Below are 16,579 nucleotides of genomic sequence, written 5' to 3'. Positions count from 1 at the left end.
GTATCTCAAACTTAAAATTTGGGCGACATTATAACAAAAGCATCTATAACTGCCCATAAAGCATTATTAGCATCAGAAAGTATCCGTCAATTATGAGTGAATTTCTGTTTACTTCTGAGTCGGTATCTGAGGGTCATCCAGATAAAGTTGCCGACCAGATTTCCGATTCTATTTTAGACGCTATCCTGACTCAGGATCCTGCTGCACGTGTAGCCGCTGAAACTTTAGTCAATACCGGTTTATGCGTGCTGGCCGGTGAGGTTTCGACACGTGCGCATATTAATTATATTCAGGTTGCACGTGATACGATTAGGCGTATCGGTTATAACTCATCGGAGCTGGGCTTTGATGCCAATGGCTGTGCGGTGATGGTGTGTTACGATGAGCAGTCTCCTGATATTGCACAGGGTGTCAATGAGGGGGAAGGTCTTGATCTGGATATGGGTGCTGGTGATCAGGGGCTGATGTTTGGTTATGCCTGTGATGAAACACCTACGCTGATGCCGTTTGCCATTTATTATGCGCATCGTCTGATGCAGCGCCAGAGTGAAGTGCGTAAAAGTGGTGAGCTGCCATGGTTGCGTCCGGATGCGAAAGCGCAACTAACTTGTGTGTATGACAGTGAAACTGGCAAGGTGAAGCGCATTGATACGGTTGTGCTGTCTACGCAGCATGAACCGGATGTCGGACGTGAAGAGTTGGTTGAGGCGGTAAAAGAATATATTATCAAGCCGGTATTGCCTGCTGATATGTTAACTGAAGATACGCAGTATCTGATTAATCCGACCGGCCGTTTTGTGATTGGCGGGCCGCAGGGGGACTGTGGTCTGACTGGCCGCAAAATTATTGTGGATACTTATGGGGGTGCGGCACCACATGGTGGTGGTGCTTTTTCTGGTAAAGATCCTACTAAGGTAGACCGTTCAGCTGCTTATGCTTGTCGTTATGTGGCGAAGAATATTGTTGCAGCGGGTTTGGCCAGTCAATGTCAGATTCAGATTTCGTATGCTATTGGTATTGCTCAGCCTACTTCTATTGCGATTGATACTTTTGGTACTGGTAAAGTTGATGAAAATCGATTGATTGAGATTGTGCAGGAGCATTTTGATTTGCGTCCGAAGGGGATTATTAAAATGCTGGATTTGCAGCGGCCGATTTATGCTAAAACGGCGGCATATGGCCATTTCGGACGTGAAGAACCGGAATTTACGTGGGAGCGTACGGATAAGGCGCAATTATTGCGTGAAGCCGCGGGTATTTGATTCTGGGTTTATGAAAACAGGCTGTCTTTAAGGCAGTCTGTTTTTTTGCAATGATGAAACTTGCTTCCGATGTGATTTTGGTATTGGGATGTGTGTCTGTTCTGGTTATGATAGTTGATAATTTGTTTGTGGGGGTCATTTAAGCTGGCTGTTTGTGTGGTGATTTTTGAGGTATTTGCTAAGAAAATTGGTTTTTTGTATAGGGGGCTGGATGCAATTTTGTTTAAGGTTGGTGTGAAAGGTTGTTGAGGCAGGCTGGCTAAAACAGATATCTGGTTAATACGGCGTAAAAATCTTCAAATTAGCTAAATATCTATTCGGTTATCAAATATAATTATGTCGTTAACAAATCGGGATGGTTGTAGATTTTTATCTTATGGTTTGTATAGAAAAATAATTATCCGTATGAGGTTTGTGGTCGTTTATTAGTAGGTTCGACTGGTTGTTTTTCTGGGTTTGGTACTGGTTGCTGCACTGGTTTGAATGTTGTTCCGAATGTTTCTTTTCTGCAAGGGTAGATGCTGCTTTGCAGCAGTTTATGATTTTGATATGACATTTGACAGATTGTGACTGTGAGCGGGAAAATAACATTGGGATAGGGCGAGGCTGGTGGCATTGGTATGCGGATACGTGAGAAAGTTTCGATAAGTCTGTTGATATAGTTGTTATTTTGGGATGGAATATTTTCAGTCAAATTATAAGCTTCATTTATAATTAGAGGGATGATTATTGTGATGGCTTATTTTTTTGAATTTTGAGGTGTTCTATCATGGGTTTTTCTCTTCCTGCGACTGAACTGGAAGCTGCTTTGGAAGTGCTGGCAGTGAAAATGCCAAGCATGAATGTTCAGCTGGTGATGCTCAGCCGGTTGATCCGGTTGGTACATACAACAATTCAAGGTGAGCTGAATGAACGTTTGCACCAGCATCATTTGTCAGAAAGCTTGTGGCATGCGTTGCTTGCAGTTTATGCGCGTCCGAATCATAAGATTTTACCATCCGAACTGAGCAGTATCCTGAATCTAACTCGTACCAGTGCGACGCGTTTGTCTGATGATTTGGTGCTCAATGGCTGGGTAACGCGTTCTACTCATCCTCTGGATCGACGTAAAATTACGTTGAAGTTAACTAAGGCTGGTGAAGATCTGATTCAGCTGGTAAGTCCGGAAACCAATGAGGTACACCGGCGGGTATGGTCAGCCCTGAGTGAACCGGAATATGAACAATTGCAGCGGTTGCTAACCAAGCTATTAACTGCTGCTTAACTTTTTTGCTGAGATTTGCATGAAATTAACTGTGTCTGTGTCCCGATTCCGATTACGTCAGTTATCGCTTGTTACTCCAGTTGCTTTGCTACTGTTGTCTGCCTGTGCTAATTTTGGTCAGCAGCCGGATCTGCAAATACCACAGGACGCTGCGCAACTGCAATTATCTGCTGGGCAGTCTGCTAAGGTTGGACAGAACTGGTGGCTGGGTCTGAATCAGCCGTTGTTGAATCAGCTTATGGATGCTGGTTTGGCCAATGCGCCGGATCTGCGCATTGCTGCTGCACGTATTGCGCAAGCAGAGGCGCAATGGCGTGGTGCTAGAGGTGAGGCTGGTGTGCAGGTAGGCGTGCAGGCCAATGGGGTGGCTGCTTATTTGAATCCGAAGCCGGACTCAAACAGGACTGGTGATGATCCTAATCATGTCTTCAGTAATGAAATGGCTGCTGTTGCCGTTAATTATACTTTTGATTTTTGGGGCAAGCAGCGTAATGTGGTTAAGGCGGCGCTGGGTGCGCGTCTTGCTGCTGTCTATCAGCAGGAACAGGCACGGCTGGTATTAAGCCAGAGTATTGTGTCGCAATATACGCAATGGCAGTTGTTGCAGGAACAGGCGAATATTTTGCGACAGCGTATTGGGGTGAATCAGCAATTGCAGAAGTTGGTTGCTAACCGGATTCGTGCTGGTCTGCAACCTGCCAGTGATGAGTATATTTTTCAGCAGACGGTATTGAGTTTGCAAAGTGGTTTGCGCCAGACTCAGGCAGATATAGAACGTACCCGCCATGGTGTGGCAGCACTGGTTGGTTTGTCGCCAAACCAGCTGCCGGCAATGATACCTCAGCCGCTGGGTTCTGTGCCTGAAGTGGCGGTTGATGGGTTGCGCGCGGATATACTGGGACAACGGCCGGATATTGCTGCACAACGTGCTTTATTACAGTCGGATTATTTTGGTATTAAGGCTGCTGAAGCGGCATTTTATCCTAATATTGAAATTAAGGGGCTGGCCGGTCTGGCGCACGTGGATGCGTTTGATTTGGTGCATTCTTCTTCACGGATGCTGGGTATTGTGCCAGCCATTTCGTTGCCTATTTTTACTTCTGGCAGTTTGCAGGCTGCATTGTCGGGCAAACGTTCTGCCTATAATGAGCAGGTGGCTTTATACGATAAAACGGTACTGGCAGCCTTGCAGCAGGCTGCTGATGCTATGAGCGATTATCAGCATAGTACGGTGGCACTGCCGTTGCAGCAACAGGCTTTTCAGGCAGCACAGAAGGCTGCGCTGTCCAGCAGCAAACGTTATGCGGCCGGACTGGATAATGCTATTACTAAACTGCAACGTGAAGATACTGCTTTGAGTGCGCGTGCTGATTTGGTTAAAACCATTGCTTGGCAGCAACAGAGCTGGAATAGTCTGCATGCTGCGCTGGGCGGTGGTTTCCAGCTTTCAGAGGCTCAGGCTACTCGTTGATTGGTTGTTATTTTATATTTTATTGAGCTATTTACGTATGAGTGAACAAAAGCAAACTAGTGAGGTGGTGTCAACCTCGCAACCAGCGGTTCAGCCGCAATCTGAACGTGTGCCCGCAGCCCGCAAGCGCAAGCTGGTGGTGCTGACAGTGGTATTTCTGCTGATTGCGCTGGGCTTTCTGCTGATGTATCTGCTGGTCTGGCAGCATAAAGAATCTACTGATGATGCATATGTGAATGGTCATCTGGTGCAGATTACGCCGCAGATTACTGGTACGGTGCAGAAGGTGAATGTGGATGACACGCAAGCCGTTAAGGCCGGGCAGGTGCTGGTTGAGCTGGATAACAGTGATATGCAGTTGGCGTTTGAACGGGCACATGATGAGCTGATTAATGCGATCCGCCAGAATCAGCAGCAGTCTGCTCAATCACGTCAGGCCAGTGCGCAGGTGGCTGCACAACAAGCGCAGTTAAAACGCTTACAGGCAGACTTGCAGCGTCGTCAGAGTCTGGCTGGTACGGATGCTATTTCTGCTGAAGAGTTAAGTCATGCACGTGATGCTGTGTTGGAAGCTCAGGCAAACCTGAAAGCTGTGCAAGGGCAGGAAAGTGCGGCAAAAGCGGTGTTGGGGCATAATGTTCCGCTGCGCCAGCAGCCGGCAGTGATGACGGCAGTCAGCCATCTGAAAAGTGCATGGCTGGATTTACAGCGTACTCAAATTAAGGCGCCAGTGGACGGACAGGTTGCCAAACGCAATGTTCAGGTGGGGCAGAAGGTGGCTACGGGCGCGCCTCTGATGGCAGTTGTACCGTTGAATAATGTGTGGGTAGATGCCAATTTCAAGGAAAGTCAGCTGGCTAAAATCCGTATCGGGCAGCCGGTGGAAATCAGGGCTGATGTGTATGGCAGCAAAGTAAGCTATCACGGTAAGGTAGCTGGTTTGTCTGCTGGTACGGGTGCTGCGTTCTCTCTTTTGCCGGCACAGAATGCAACCGGTAACTGGATTAAAGTGGTGCAGCGTGTACCTGTGCGTATTGCGCTGGATCCGAAGGAGTTGGCTGCGCATCCGTTGCGGGTAGGGTTATCAATGGATGTTGAGGTGAATACGCGCAACCAAGATGGGCTGGATTTAACAGCGGTAAATGCGATTCCTACCAATGGCAATATGGCTGCAATTGACTGGACGCCAATCAATAATATGATTGAGCAGATTTTTGCCCAATACGCTCCTTGATTCTGTTAATGCCGAATCTTATCTGGATATTGCTGGTACAAAAAAATTAGCTTTGCCACCGGCAGATTTTATTCAGGTAATGATTCGGTCTGATTTTTTGTAATTCCAGAAGCATTCTCTTTGCAATGTGCATTTTCTGTGCCTGTGGGTACAGATTTGGATAAGCTGCAAGGTGAAGACTGTTTCTGCAATAAGGCCGCTTGAATGACGCATTCTCCTTTGAAAGGTCCGGCACTGGCTCTGGTTACGGTGGCATTGTCGCTGGCCGTTTTTATGCAGGTGCTGGATTCCACTATTGCCAATGTGGCATTGCCAACTATTACTGGTAATCTGGGTGCAGCCAATAGTCAGGGTACATGGGTGATTACTGCATTTGCTGTGGCGAATGCGATTTCAGTCCCTCTTACTGGCTGGCTGGCGCGCCGCTTTGGTGAGGTGAAAGTTTTTGTTGTGGCAACACTGTCTTTTGTGTTGGCCTCGTTTTTATGTGGTATTGCTCCCAGTCTGGCATTGCTGGTGTTTTTCCGAGTGTTGCAGGGTGCTGTAGCCGGGCCGATGATTCCGCTGTCACAAAGTTTGCTGATGGCAGCCTATCCGCCGGAAAAACGTCCGATGGCACTGGCTATGTGGTCGATGGTAATTATTGTGGCGCCGATTTTCGGGCCGATTTTGGGCGGCATTATCAGTGATAACTGGCATTGGGGCTGGATTTTCTTTATTAATGTGCCTATTGGTTTGCTGGCTGCCGGCATTTCGTGGCAGATGATGAAAAAACGCGAAACCGAAACTGTCCATCAGCCAATTGACCGTATGGGTTTATCGCTGATGGTGGTAGGCGTAGGTGCTTTGCAGATGATGCTTGACCGCGGCCATGAGCTGGACTGGTTTTCGTCTAATGAAATTATTATTCTGGCTGTTATTGCTGTGGTGTGTCTGAGCTACTTTGTTATCTGGGAATGGTATGCCAAATATCCGATTGTAGATTTGCGTCTGTTTAAAGACCGTAATTTTACTGTCGGGGTAATTACGCTCAGTACTGCCTATATGACTTATATGGGGGCAATTGTGCTGCTACCGATGCTGTTGCAGATGCAGCTTGGTTATACTGCTACTTGGGCAGGGCTGGCAACGGCACCTATTGGTATTTTCCCTGTATTGTTGTCGCCGCTGATTGGTAAGTTTGGTAATCGGCTGGATATGCGTGTGCTGGTAACTATCAGTTTTACTGTATACGCTATCTGTTTCTTCTGGCGTACCAATTTTAATGCTGGTATGGGTTTTATGGATGTATTCTGGCCACAGTTTGTTCAGGGGATTGGTATGGCGATGTTCTTTATGCCGTTAACTCAAATTACTCTGTCTAATATGTCTGGTTCGCAGATTGCCAGTGCATCCAGTATTTCTAATTTTGTGCGTATTCTGGCCGGTGGTATTGGTACTTCAATGGTAAATGTATTGTGGGATAAACGCGAAGCTTTACATCATACGCAATTGGTGGAGAACATTCATCCCTATAATAGTGCTATGAATGAGTCAATTCAGGGCATGAATCAGCTTGGTTTAAGTGGTGTACAGCCTTTAGGGTCGATTGAGCAGACTATTGGGCAGCAGGCGCATATTATGGGTGCCAATGATTTATTCTGGCTGTATGGTTTGACTTTCTTGATTTTGGTTGTGCTGGTATGGTTTGCCAAGCCGCCGTTTGGTAGTGGAGGCGGTGGCGGGGCACATTGAGTCTCAGCTATTTGCTACACGGTCTATGCATTCTGCGCAGGCCGTGTTATTTTTTATTTTTTCTGTAAACAATATTCTGGCAGTATGTTGTAAGTTGAATGGTTATATACAACTGTGAATGTAAAGTGAAGGCAGCTTGTGTACAATAGATAGTGTTTAAGTGCATGGCGGGCGATAACTGGTTAGGTAATTTAGTAATGATGATGAAATTGGCGTTTGCTTTTTTGTATGTGCTGCAATTACTGCCGTTGTGTATGATTCATGCGCTGGCACGATGTGTGGGCTGGTTAAGTTATTATGCGGTAGCGCCGCGGCGGCGCATTGGTCTGATTAATTTGCGCCACTGCTTTCCCGAATGGACAGAACGGCAACGACGCAAGATACTGCGTGAACATTTCTATCATATGTCGATGCTGTTACTGGAATATGGTCTGTATTGGTATGGCGATGCCAGACGGTTGAAAAAGCTGGTGCGCTATCAGGACAAGCATTATCTGGATGAGGCACTGGCGGCTGGAGAAAAAGTGATTTTGCTCTATCCGCATTTTACTGCTTTTGAGGCGGCGGTGTATGCTCTTAATCAGGATGTTTCTTTGATTAGTGTCTATTCACATCAGAAAAACAAGCAGCTGGATGAACAAATTCTGAAAGGCCGTGAGCGTTATAACAATGCTTTTCTGATTGGACGTACGGAAGGGCTGCGAGCCATTATCAAGAAAATTAAAACCAGCAGTGCGCCGTTTCTTTATCTGCCTGATCAGGATTTCGGCCGGCGGGAATCGATTTTTGTGGATTTTTTCGGTATTTCTACTGCTACGATTGCTGGCCTCAGCCGTATTGCTGCTTTAACCAAGGCTAAGGTTATTCCGGCAATTCCGACTCGCGAAGCTGATGGTAGTGTTACTTTGCGTTTTTATCCGCAGTGGGATAATTTCCCCAGTAAAGATATTGTTGCTGATACTCAGCGCATGAATGATTTTATTGAGGCACGGGTGCGTGAACAGCCATCACAGTATTACTGGCTACATAAACGTTTCAAAACCCGCCCAGAGGGCGAGGCATCGTTTTATCAGAAAATTCACAAATAAAAGCCGGTTATTTGCTACAGCAAACAGCCGGCCAAAACATATTGCTGCCATAAGTTGGTTTTCTGGCAGCTATTGTTTTGTTCAGACAGCTGATAAGGCTATAGATTGGCCGATATAAGCATCGTTATGCAGTGCTTTCAATATAAAATGAGCCACATCTGCACGGGCAATGCGGCCGTTGCCAGCTGGAATGCCCTGTGCTGCTTCAATATAATGACCAGAAAGTGCATCATGGGTTAACCCTAACGGGCGCACAATCGTTGCGTCCAGACCAGCTGCCCGAATCTGCTCAATTGCTGCACGATGATCAGCCAGCGGATGGCGCAAAAACTCCATCGCTGCCTGACCACGTTCACCTTCCAGCTCATTATCTACACCGGCGGAAGCGCAGTATATGATGCGTTTGATGCGATGTTTTTGTAATTGCGGAGCAATATTGCTGAGCATTCGCTGCAAATCATTTCCCGGTTTGACTCCTTGGTTGGTGTTCAGAGCTGAGGCTACTGCATTGTAATGGCTGTTATCGGTAAACAATGCTGCAACATCAGCAGCCTTAAATGCATCACAGCGTTGAATATGCAAGTTAGGATGCTGTAAGTTGAGTTTTTCCGGTGTGCGCACTGCCGCAGTTATGTCATCACCATTGGCCAGTGCCTGCTCAACTAAACTCCTACCAACGCCACCTGTGGCTCCCAAAACCAGAATATGCATCAATGTTCTCCCGCTAAATAGTCAGAATCAGTTTAATAAACCGATGGTATGAAAATAATCCCGATAAATGGCTGCTTTACGTTCTAGTGCAAGCGGATAGGCACGCGAAGAAGAAGGCAGTCTGGATAAGGTTAGGTGTCGGCCAGCCAGTGTGGTATCACTGGGATGACCGATAGTTGGTGCTGCTGTACCGGCTGGCAGAAGCTGTAGTAGTGTGCTGGTGGCCTTGTCACCGGTAGTCATGATGTGCCGGCAATCCGGAATCTGTGCCAGTAACGCCGGTAAATCTACTGGGGTAACGACTTCGAGAAATTTGTCTGCTGCATTGTTTTGCAGGCGCCTGATCTGATAGGCTGTATCATTAATGGCAATGCCGCGTTCGGATAAAAAAGTACGGATTAATGGTTCATTAAATGCTTTATTGTTTTCGGTAAAAAAATAGTGCTTGTCCTGAAAAAACACTAGCCCAAAAATGCGCCACATATCATTTTGTAAATTGGGGTAGTAAAAGTTCATTTTCCAGCGTGCAGCTGGTGGCGGAAATGAACCCAGCATCAGTAGCTGCGCACTGGCTGGTAAAAATGGTGCCAGCGGATGTGTTTCAACTATTATTTCAGCCATAAATACCTATTGTTTAATAGTGTTGTTTAACAGCGTCCAAACAGGCAGGCGACCATGTGTGCCTGTTCTTCTGTATAACCGGGTTCGCCCAGTCGAGCTGCCATCACCCATTCATTGGAAAAACCCTGCTGGCCACTGTATTTATGCCACAGACGCTGCTGTTCGGTTTTATCACCATTTTTAATCGCCACTTGCATGCGTTGCCTGATATTCAGTGGTATAGCATCATTCATTATAGTCTCCATAAGTTTTAGATAGGCTGTCCCTGATTTTCATAGCGGTGGTGAAACCACAACAGACAGGCACAGCCGAATAGTGTTAACGGCACACCGAGTAATGCCGGATACTGATAACCCCAGTGATGGCTGATGGCCAGCCCACCGCCATATGAACCGATGGCATTACCCAGATTGAATGCCATCTGAACGCTGGCTGCACCAAGCAGCGCACCACCCGGAGAATGACGCAGTAATAACAGCTGCTGCGGAGCCGATACTGCAAACAGGCAGAATGTACACAGACACATCAGTGTCGCCGATAGCCAGCCAGTTGAAGCAAACAAAAAAATCAGTAACAGCGCGACAGCGGCAAGTCCTTGCAAACTGGCGGCTACCTGTCCCGGCGTATAGCGGTCTGACAAACGGCCACCACACCAGTTGCCCGCTACCATACCGGCACCGGCCAGTACCATCAATAAGCTAACCTGATTGCCACTGAAACCGGATACTTGCATCAATAATGGGCTGATATAACTGAACCAGCAAAAGATTCCACCATTACCTAAAGTGGTGGCGGCCAGTATCAGCCACGGTGCCGCCGATTTCAGAAAATGGAATTGTCCCAGAATACCGGTATCTGGTAGCCGTTCTATTAGTGGTATAAAACGCTGTAAAGTAAACACCAGCACAATTGCCACTATGGCAACTAAGGTAAATACCACTCGCCAGCTTAAATGCAGGCTCAGCCATGTGCCTACCGGTACTCCGAGCAGATTGGCAACTGTCATACCGGCAATCATCATGGCTACTGCCTGCGTTGAACGTCCGGGAGGCGCCAGTTTGGTAGCAACAATTGAGCCGATGCCAAAATAGGCGCCATGTGGCAAGCCGGAAATAAAACGTGCCACCAATAGCGTTGTATAGCCGGGTGCCATTGCCGCTAGTAAATTACCAATCGCAATCAGTACGGCCAGTGACAGCAGAATGGTTTTGGGCTGTAAGCGGTAACTTAATACCAGCAGCCATGCGCCACAGCATACACCAAGCGCATAAGCAGCAATAAAATGTCCGGCCTGCGCAATATTGATGCCAAGTGAAGTGGCCACATCTGGCAGAATACCCATCATACTGAATTCTGCCATGCCTAGCGCAAATGTGCCTAACGACAACGAAAGTAAGCTTTTTAATAACATAATAATCTACAGCCATAGTTCGTTTAGCTATAAACAGTAAGTTTAGACGCAGCCTGTCTGCTTGTCACTTTTCGCGCGCATAAATGCCACACTTGCCCTGAATGGAATACAACCGCTGATTTCTGCAATGGCTGTCAGAAAACGGTAAACAAAAGTTGTATGGTTGGCCTGTGAGAGTGATTGGCTGATTGTGCCAGTCTGAATCACAGCCACAGATAATTAGAATTGCTCATACCATAACTGTATCAGTATGGCTGTTTTGTATACGGCTGTACCTGTCGGATTTATCTATCAGGGTAATGTATTGTTTATAGGGTCTTTGAAATTTCTGGGCTAAATCGAGCTGAGGTAAGAAACTGCTAATAATGGATTAATTTAAGGTGTAATATGGAATATATTAATATATAAATAATTTAGAATTTGCTGCTGGAGTAGACAGAAATGAAGAAGGTAATCGTGCAGTTTTCAACAATTAATGCTTTGATGGCAGGGCTGTTTGATGGGGTATTCGGTGTGGAGGAAGCAAAAAAACATGGTGATTTTGGTTTGGGCTGCTCGCATGCACTTGCCGGTGAGGTAATTATTGATAAGGATTTTCTGGAAGCGGACGGGTGATAAGGCGGTAAAGGTGATGGGCAATGATGAGCTTTTGCCATTTGTACAGATAACAACATTTCAGCCGGATAAGGTAGTGGATATTACTGCTGTGAGTAAAAATAATCTGTATACACATCTGGCGCAGTATTTGCCGTTGGATAATGTATTTGTGGCCGTAAAAATCAGTGGCTGCTTTGATAAACTGAAAATCCGCCGTCCGTTTGTACAGCAGAAACCTTATCCGTCTGTCGTCAAGGTATTTGAGCAGCAGGTAGTGGATACGGTGGAGGATGTAAGTGGTACATTAATTGGTTTCTGGACACCGGAATTTTTCAAGGAGCTATCAGTAGCCGGTTTTCATCTGCATTTTATTGATACCACGCGCAAATTGGGTGGGCATGTAATTGATTTTATGGCCAGTAAGACTGAGCTGGCGTTTGAGCGCAAGCAAGCGGTAGAAATTGTGCTGCCTGAGGACGAGGAATATTTGCGCAAAAACCTGAAAATGGATGATTTAAATAATGTTATTAAACAGGTAGAAAATTAGTTTAGGCGTGTTACACTCTTTCTTAGTTATCTGGAATAGATTTAAGGGGTGTACGGTAGAATTTGCAGATACAACTGGATAACTTGTCTGCTATTTGTGCTGAAAGTGTAAACCATGAAAAAAATAATCTGTGGGCTATTTTATCTATGCTTGCTGAGTGGCTGTAACCAGCAAGCAGCGGATTCTGCCACTGCTTCATCTGAGGCAGCCAGTCAGCCTGCACATATGCCACTGGCGATTGACCCAGCGTTGACAACATCTGTTGACCAGCAGTTGCTGGCGTTACAGAAGAAGCTACCACAAAAGCATAAGCAGATTATGTTTAACGCAGCAGTACGGCATAATCAGACAATTTATTATTCGTATACGATGCTCGATAGCAAGCGTACTCAGAATAATTTCAATGTGGCCGCGGCGAAAAAAGATTTACAGCAGAATTGCCGCCAGCCGTTGACTCGGCGTATGTTGCTGGGTGGTTTTAATTTTGTTTACGTTTATACGTTTCAAGATCATTCGCAGGTGAGTGTGTTGCTTTCTGGCAAGGATTGTCACTAGATGTAATGTCTGGTTGTCATAAACAGAGGGCGCAGTTAATGCGCCCTCTGATGTTGTTTGATTACCGTTGTGTTGTTACTGTTTCAAACGGGCAAAAGCAGCAGCCATGGCATTATCTGCACTGCTGGGCTTGTGTTGCATTTTGCTATTCTGTCTGCGCGGGCGTTCGTTGCGTTGAGATGCTGCTTGGGCATCGTCATTCAGTCGCATAGATAAGGCGATACGTTTGCGCGGTATATCAATCTCGATTACTTTAACTTTAACCACATCACCGGCTTTAACAATATCACGTGGATCGGCAATGTAACGGTCGGCCAGCGCAGAGACATGTACCAATCCGTCCTGATGGACACCAATATCAACAAAAGCACCAAAGGCAGCTACATTGCTGACTACGCCTTCAAGTATCATGCCGGGCTGAAGGTCGGTAATGTTTTCTACACCATCGGCAAAGGTGGCGGTTTGAAATTCACCACGTGGGTCACGGCCGGGTTTTTCCAGCTCAGCCAGAATATCGTTGATAGTAGGCAGACCCACATTGTTATCAATGTAATCGGTTGGTTTTAGTGCTTTAAGCACGCTGCGGTTACCGATGAGCTGGTCGGCACGCAGTTGTGCTGTCTGGAGCATTTTGGCAACAATTGGGTAGCTTTCGGGGTGAACCGCACTGGCATCCAGTGGTTCATCTCCGCCCTGAATACGTAAAAAGCCGGCAGCCTGTTCGAACGTTTTACTGCCCAGTCGCGGTACTTTAAGCAGAGTCTGGCGATTGGCGAAAGCACCGTTCTGGTCGCGATAGTTGACAATATTTTGTGCCAGTGTATTGTTGAGACCGGAAATACGTGCCAGTAGTGCAACTGAGGCAGTGTTCACATCTACGCCCACTGCATTCACGCAGTCTTCGACTACAGCGTCCAGACTTTTGGCCAGCTGGTTCTGATTGACATCATGCTGGTACTGGCCAACGCCAATGGATTTGGGGTCGATTTTAACCAGCTCAGCTAATGGGTCTTGCAGGCGTCGGGCGATGGAAATGGCGCCACGCAGGCTGACATCGAGATTGGGAAATTCTTTAGCTGCAAGTGCTGAAGCAGAATAGACTGATGCTCCTGCTTCGGAGACAACAATTTTTTGTAGTTGGTAATCGGGCAGGGCACGAATCAGTTCGCCGGCAAGTTTGTCAGTTTCACGGCTGGCGGTACCATTACCGATGGCAATTAATTGGACTTTATGCTGTTTAACCAGATGTATCAGTATGGTTAGCGCACCTTTCCAATCGTTACGCGGTTGGTGTGGATAGATGGTGGCGGTTTCCAACAATTTGCCGGTATCATCGACTACGGCTACTTTCACACCAGTACGGATACCGGGGTCAAGCCCGATAGTAGTGAAGCGCCCAGCAGGAGCGGCCAGCAGTAAATCTTTCAAGTTTTGAGCAAAAACGCTGATGGCGGCCTGATCTGCATTTTCTTTTAGCCTGTTCAGGGCATCCAGTTCCAGTGACAGGAAGATTTTGGCACGCCAACTCAAGCGTACGGTGTCGCGTAACCAGCGGTCGGCAGCACGTCCCATATCGGCAATGCCAAACTGTTGTGCAATCAGTTGTTCGTAAATACTCTGTTCGCTCAGTGGCGTGTCATCTGGCTGGTATTTCAGACTGAGTGCCAGTATGCCTTCGTTACGGCCACGCAATATAGCCAGTGCACGATGACTGGGCATACTATGAATCGGTTCGCGGTGATTAAAATAGTCTTTGAACTTTTCTCCAGCACTTTCCTGACCTTCGAGTACTGTGGCCTGAATTTCTCCCTCACGCCACAATTTGTCGCGTAAACGGCCAATTAGGGCGGCATCTTCGGCAAACTGTTCCATCAGAATTGCACGTGCCCCATCCAATGCTGCCTTGCTGTCAGCTACGTTGTCGTTCAGATAGCTTTGTGCGGTAGTTTCCGGATTTTGGTCTGGCTGAGTGAGTAAGGCCTCGGCTAGTGGTGCCAGTCCATGCTCACGAGCAATCTGGGCTTTAGTACGGCGTTTGGGTTTGTAGGGGAGATAAATATCCTCTAATACAGTTTTGTTATCAACAGCAGCTATGATCTGTCGCAATTCATCAGTGAGTTTGCCTTGTTCTTCGATACTAGATAGCACTGTCTGTTTACGTTCCTGTAATTCACGCAGATATTGTAGTCGTTCAGCAAGAGTACGTAATTGAGTATCATCCAGACCACCTGTGGCTTCTTTGCGATAACGTGCCACAAACGGTACAGTAGCGCCATCGTCCAGTAGGTCAATCGCAGCTTGAATCCGTGCGGAAGCAACATTTAATTCGGAGGCAATTTTCTCAGTGATGTTCATAGCAATCTAATATGCAATAAAAAAGGCAAGCATAGCTGGCTACAATAACTTTGTCACCTGTTGCCATTCGTGAAAAGACCGTATGAATGCTTTATAGGGTGTATCAAATTGCCTGTATCAATAAAGAAAGCTATTTATCTGAGATAAATAGCCTTTAATGTTATTGGAAGCAGATAAATTTATCCGGCGACAGGGTAGGTACCGGGTATCAGGATATCCGTATTGACCGTTTTGATATCAGTATGACCGGTAAAGGCCATAGTGGTATCCATCTCATCGTAGATGATTTCCAGTGCGCGTGTTACCCCGTCTTCACCATATGCACCCAGACCATACAGGAAGGCACGGCCAATCAATGTGCCTTTGGCACCCATGGCAATGGCTTTAAGAACGTCCTGTCCACTGCGGATACCGCTGTCTAGCCAGACTTCAATATCTTCACCTACCGCAGAGATAATATTGGGTAAAGCATGGACAGTAGACGGTGCACCATCAAGCTGGCGGCCACCGTGATTAGAAACCACAATCGCATCGGCACCGGATTTCACCGCCATTTCGGCATCTTCGGCATCCATAATCCCTTTGATAATCAGTTTTCCACCCCATAAGTCCTTGATTTCTTCAATGTCTTTCCAGCTCAGGCGTGGGTCAAACTGTTCGGATGTCCATGAGGACAGTGAGGTCATGTCAGCTACGCCTTTAGTATGGCCAACGATGTTGCGGAAAGTGCGACGTTGAGTATTGAGCATGGCCAGACACCATTCCGGTTTGGTGGCCAGATTTAACCAGTTGCGCAGGGTAGGTTTAGGTGGGGTAGACAAACCGTTTTTGATATCTTTATGTCTTTGTCCTAATACCTGTAAATCGGCAGTAACCACCAACGCTGAACATTGAGCAGCCTGAGCACGACGAATTAAGTCGCGCATGAATTCACGGTCACGCATCACATACAGCTGGAACCAGAAAGGAGCGCTGGTATTTTCAGCAACATCTTCGATGGAGCAGACAGACATGGTAGACAGAGTGAATGGTACGCCGAATTTCTCTGCCGCCCGTGCCGCCAGAATCTCACCATCAGCGTGTTGCATACCGGTTAATCCTGTCGGTGCCAGTGCTACAGGCATCTTTACCTGCTGTCCTACCATCGTAGATTCCAGTGTACGGCCAGTCATGTCGGTCAGTACGCGCTGACGCAGTTTAATGCCTTGAAAATCATTACTATTGGCATGATAGGTAGATTCTGTCCACGAACCGGTATCGGCATAATCGTAAAACATTTTCGGTACTTTGCGCTTAGCAACTTTGCGCAAGTCTTCGATACAGGTCATTTTGCTTAATTTGTTTTGCATGTAGTTACCTATTTTTGAAATTTTCTTAGTGGACGAAGTTTTAACTGAGCAAGATAAAGTTATACATCAATTCTATCCAATCTGCCAGAATGAGGTATACACAGACTGCCGGCTGCCAAAAATCAGACAACACGAGACAGTTTATAAATTATTACCATAATCAGAATGAGCAGACAGCTGATGCCAATCAGCATTGTCCATGGCCCCCAGCGTTGCGAACGTCCACAGAATCCAGCTGTTAATATGGCACAACAAAGACCAAGCAGAATGAGCAAAATTTTAAATTCCATTTTCTACCCCAGTAGAAATCTCGGTTGTCAATAATTAGTACAATTATTGTAATAACCAGCTCGCAACCTTGTCTGTTTTTTTACAGAAAC

General features: G+C 46.6%; 16 protein-coding genes. 9 read left to right on the top strand and 7 right to left on the bottom strand.

Annotation, left to right across the window (positions count from 1 at the left end; translation table 11 throughout):
- Nucleotides 1–92 precede the first annotated feature (92 nt).
- The 6 genes from metK to MJ761_RS10160 all read left to right on the top strand — a co-directional run bounded on the left by metK (nucleotide 93) and on the right by MJ761_RS10160 (nucleotide 8,053).
- Complete coding sequence (gene metK, locus MJ761_RS10185; protein ID WP_093093589.1) at nucleotides 93–1,262, top strand: methionine adenosyltransferase; 1,170 nt, start codon at nucleotides 93–95, stop codon at nucleotides 1,260–1,262.
- A 769-nt stretch (nucleotides 1,263–2,031) separates the two neighbouring features.
- The gene (locus MJ761_RS10180) at nucleotides 2,032–2,526 is read left to right on the top strand and encodes a MarR family transcriptional regulator (protein WP_093093591.1); all 495 of its coding nucleotides are present in this window, start codon (nucleotides 2,032–2,034) and stop codon (nucleotides 2,524–2,526) included.
- A gap of 31 nt (nucleotides 2,527–2,557) precedes the next feature.
- Complete coding sequence (locus tag MJ761_RS10175) at nucleotides 2,558–3,997, top strand: efflux transporter outer membrane subunit (RefSeq protein WP_176715106.1); 1,440 nt, start codon at nucleotides 2,558–2,560, stop codon at nucleotides 3,995–3,997.
- Between the two features lie 37 nt (nucleotides 3,998–4,034).
- Nucleotides 4,035–5,231 (top strand): EmrA/EmrK family multidrug efflux transporter periplasmic adaptor subunit, encoded by a 1,197-nt coding sequence (locus tag MJ761_RS10170; protein WP_093093595.1) that lies wholly within the window; start codon nucleotides 4,035–4,037, stop codon nucleotides 5,229–5,231.
- A gap of 204 nt (nucleotides 5,232–5,435) precedes the next feature.
- Nucleotides 5,436–6,965: a DHA2 family efflux MFS transporter permease subunit gene (locus MJ761_RS10165; RefSeq protein WP_037407228.1), complete on the top strand. Its 1,530-nt coding sequence runs from the start codon at nucleotides 5,436–5,438 to the stop codon at nucleotides 6,963–6,965.
- A 203-nt stretch (nucleotides 6,966–7,168) separates the two neighbouring features.
- Nucleotides 7,169–8,053 carry a lipid A biosynthesis lauroyl acyltransferase gene (locus MJ761_RS10160; RefSeq protein ID WP_093093634.1) on the top strand — a complete coding sequence of 295 codons (885 nt, stop codon included), beginning with the start codon at nucleotides 7,169–7,171 and terminating at the stop codon, nucleotides 8,051–8,053.
- An 81-nt stretch (nucleotides 8,054–8,134) separates the two neighbouring features.
- On the opposite strand, the gene MJ761_RS10155 is transcribed toward MJ761_RS10160, so the two are convergent.
- Genes MJ761_RS10155 through MJ761_RS10135 form a run of 5 tightly spaced genes read right to left on the bottom strand, consistent with a single transcriptional unit; the run spans nucleotide 8,135 to nucleotide 11,009 of the window.
- Nucleotides 8,135–8,764, bottom strand: coding sequence for an NAD(P)-dependent oxidoreductase (locus tag MJ761_RS10155; RefSeq protein ID WP_093093597.1), 630 nt, complete (start codon nucleotides 8,762–8,764; stop codon nucleotides 8,135–8,137).
- A 27-nt stretch (nucleotides 8,765–8,791) separates the two neighbouring features.
- The gene (locus MJ761_RS10150; protein WP_093093599.1) at nucleotides 8,792–9,385 is read right to left on the bottom strand and encodes a uracil-DNA glycosylase family protein; all 594 of its coding nucleotides are present in this window, start codon (nucleotides 9,383–9,385) and stop codon (nucleotides 8,792–8,794) included.
- Between the two features lie 26 nt (nucleotides 9,386–9,411).
- Nucleotides 9,412–9,618: a hypothetical protein gene (locus MJ761_RS10145; RefSeq protein ID WP_093093601.1), complete on the bottom strand. Its 207-nt coding sequence runs from the start codon at nucleotides 9,616–9,618 to the stop codon at nucleotides 9,412–9,414.
- Between the two features lie 17 nt (nucleotides 9,619–9,635).
- Nucleotides 9,636–10,796 (bottom strand): MFS transporter, encoded by a 1,161-nt coding sequence (locus MJ761_RS10140; RefSeq protein ID WP_093093603.1) that lies wholly within the window; start codon nucleotides 10,794–10,796, stop codon nucleotides 9,636–9,638.
- Between the two features lie 42 nt (nucleotides 10,797–10,838).
- Nucleotides 10,839–11,009 (bottom strand): hypothetical protein, encoded by a 171-nt coding sequence (locus tag MJ761_RS10135; protein ID WP_176715107.1) that lies wholly within the window; start codon nucleotides 11,007–11,009, stop codon nucleotides 10,839–10,841.
- Between the two features lie 228 nt (nucleotides 11,010–11,237).
- Between MJ761_RS10135 and MJ761_RS10880 the strand changes: the two genes are divergently transcribed.
- The 3 genes from MJ761_RS10880 to MJ761_RS10125 all read left to right on the top strand — a co-directional run bounded on the left by MJ761_RS10880 (nucleotide 11,238) and on the right by MJ761_RS10125 (nucleotide 12,495).
- Nucleotides 11,238–11,411, top strand: a complete 174-nt coding sequence (locus tag MJ761_RS10880) for an acetolactate decarboxylase (protein ID WP_093093605.1) — start codon at nucleotides 11,238–11,240, stop codon at nucleotides 11,409–11,411.
- Nucleotides 11,412–11,427: 16 nt separating this feature from the next.
- Nucleotides 11,428–11,940, top strand: coding sequence for an acetolactate decarboxylase (locus tag MJ761_RS10130; protein ID WP_093093607.1), 513 nt, complete (start codon nucleotides 11,428–11,430; stop codon nucleotides 11,938–11,940).
- A 114-nt stretch (nucleotides 11,941–12,054) separates the two neighbouring features.
- Nucleotides 12,055–12,495, top strand: a complete 441-nt coding sequence (locus tag MJ761_RS10125) for a hypothetical protein (protein ID WP_093093609.1) — start codon at nucleotides 12,055–12,057, stop codon at nucleotides 12,493–12,495.
- 75 nt (nucleotides 12,496–12,570) lie between these two features.
- Here the strand turns inward: MJ761_RS10125 and MJ761_RS10120 are convergent, their stop codons facing one another.
- Nucleotides 12,571–14,850 (bottom strand): Tex family protein, encoded by a 2,280-nt coding sequence (locus MJ761_RS10120; protein WP_093093611.1) that lies wholly within the window; start codon nucleotides 14,848–14,850, stop codon nucleotides 12,571–12,573.
- A 179-nt stretch (nucleotides 14,851–15,029) separates the two neighbouring features.
- Complete coding sequence (locus MJ761_RS10115) at nucleotides 15,030–16,199, bottom strand: alpha-hydroxy acid oxidase (RefSeq protein WP_093093613.1); 1,170 nt, start codon at nucleotides 16,197–16,199, stop codon at nucleotides 15,030–15,032.
- Nucleotides 16,200–16,579: the final 380 nt, after the last annotated feature.

The sequence above is a fragment of the Snodgrassella communis genome (assembly GCF_914768045.1).
GTDB lineage: Bacteria > Pseudomonadota > Gammaproteobacteria > Burkholderiales > Neisseriaceae > Snodgrassella > Snodgrassella communis.
This window is presented reverse-complemented; position numbering and strand designations above follow the sequence as displayed.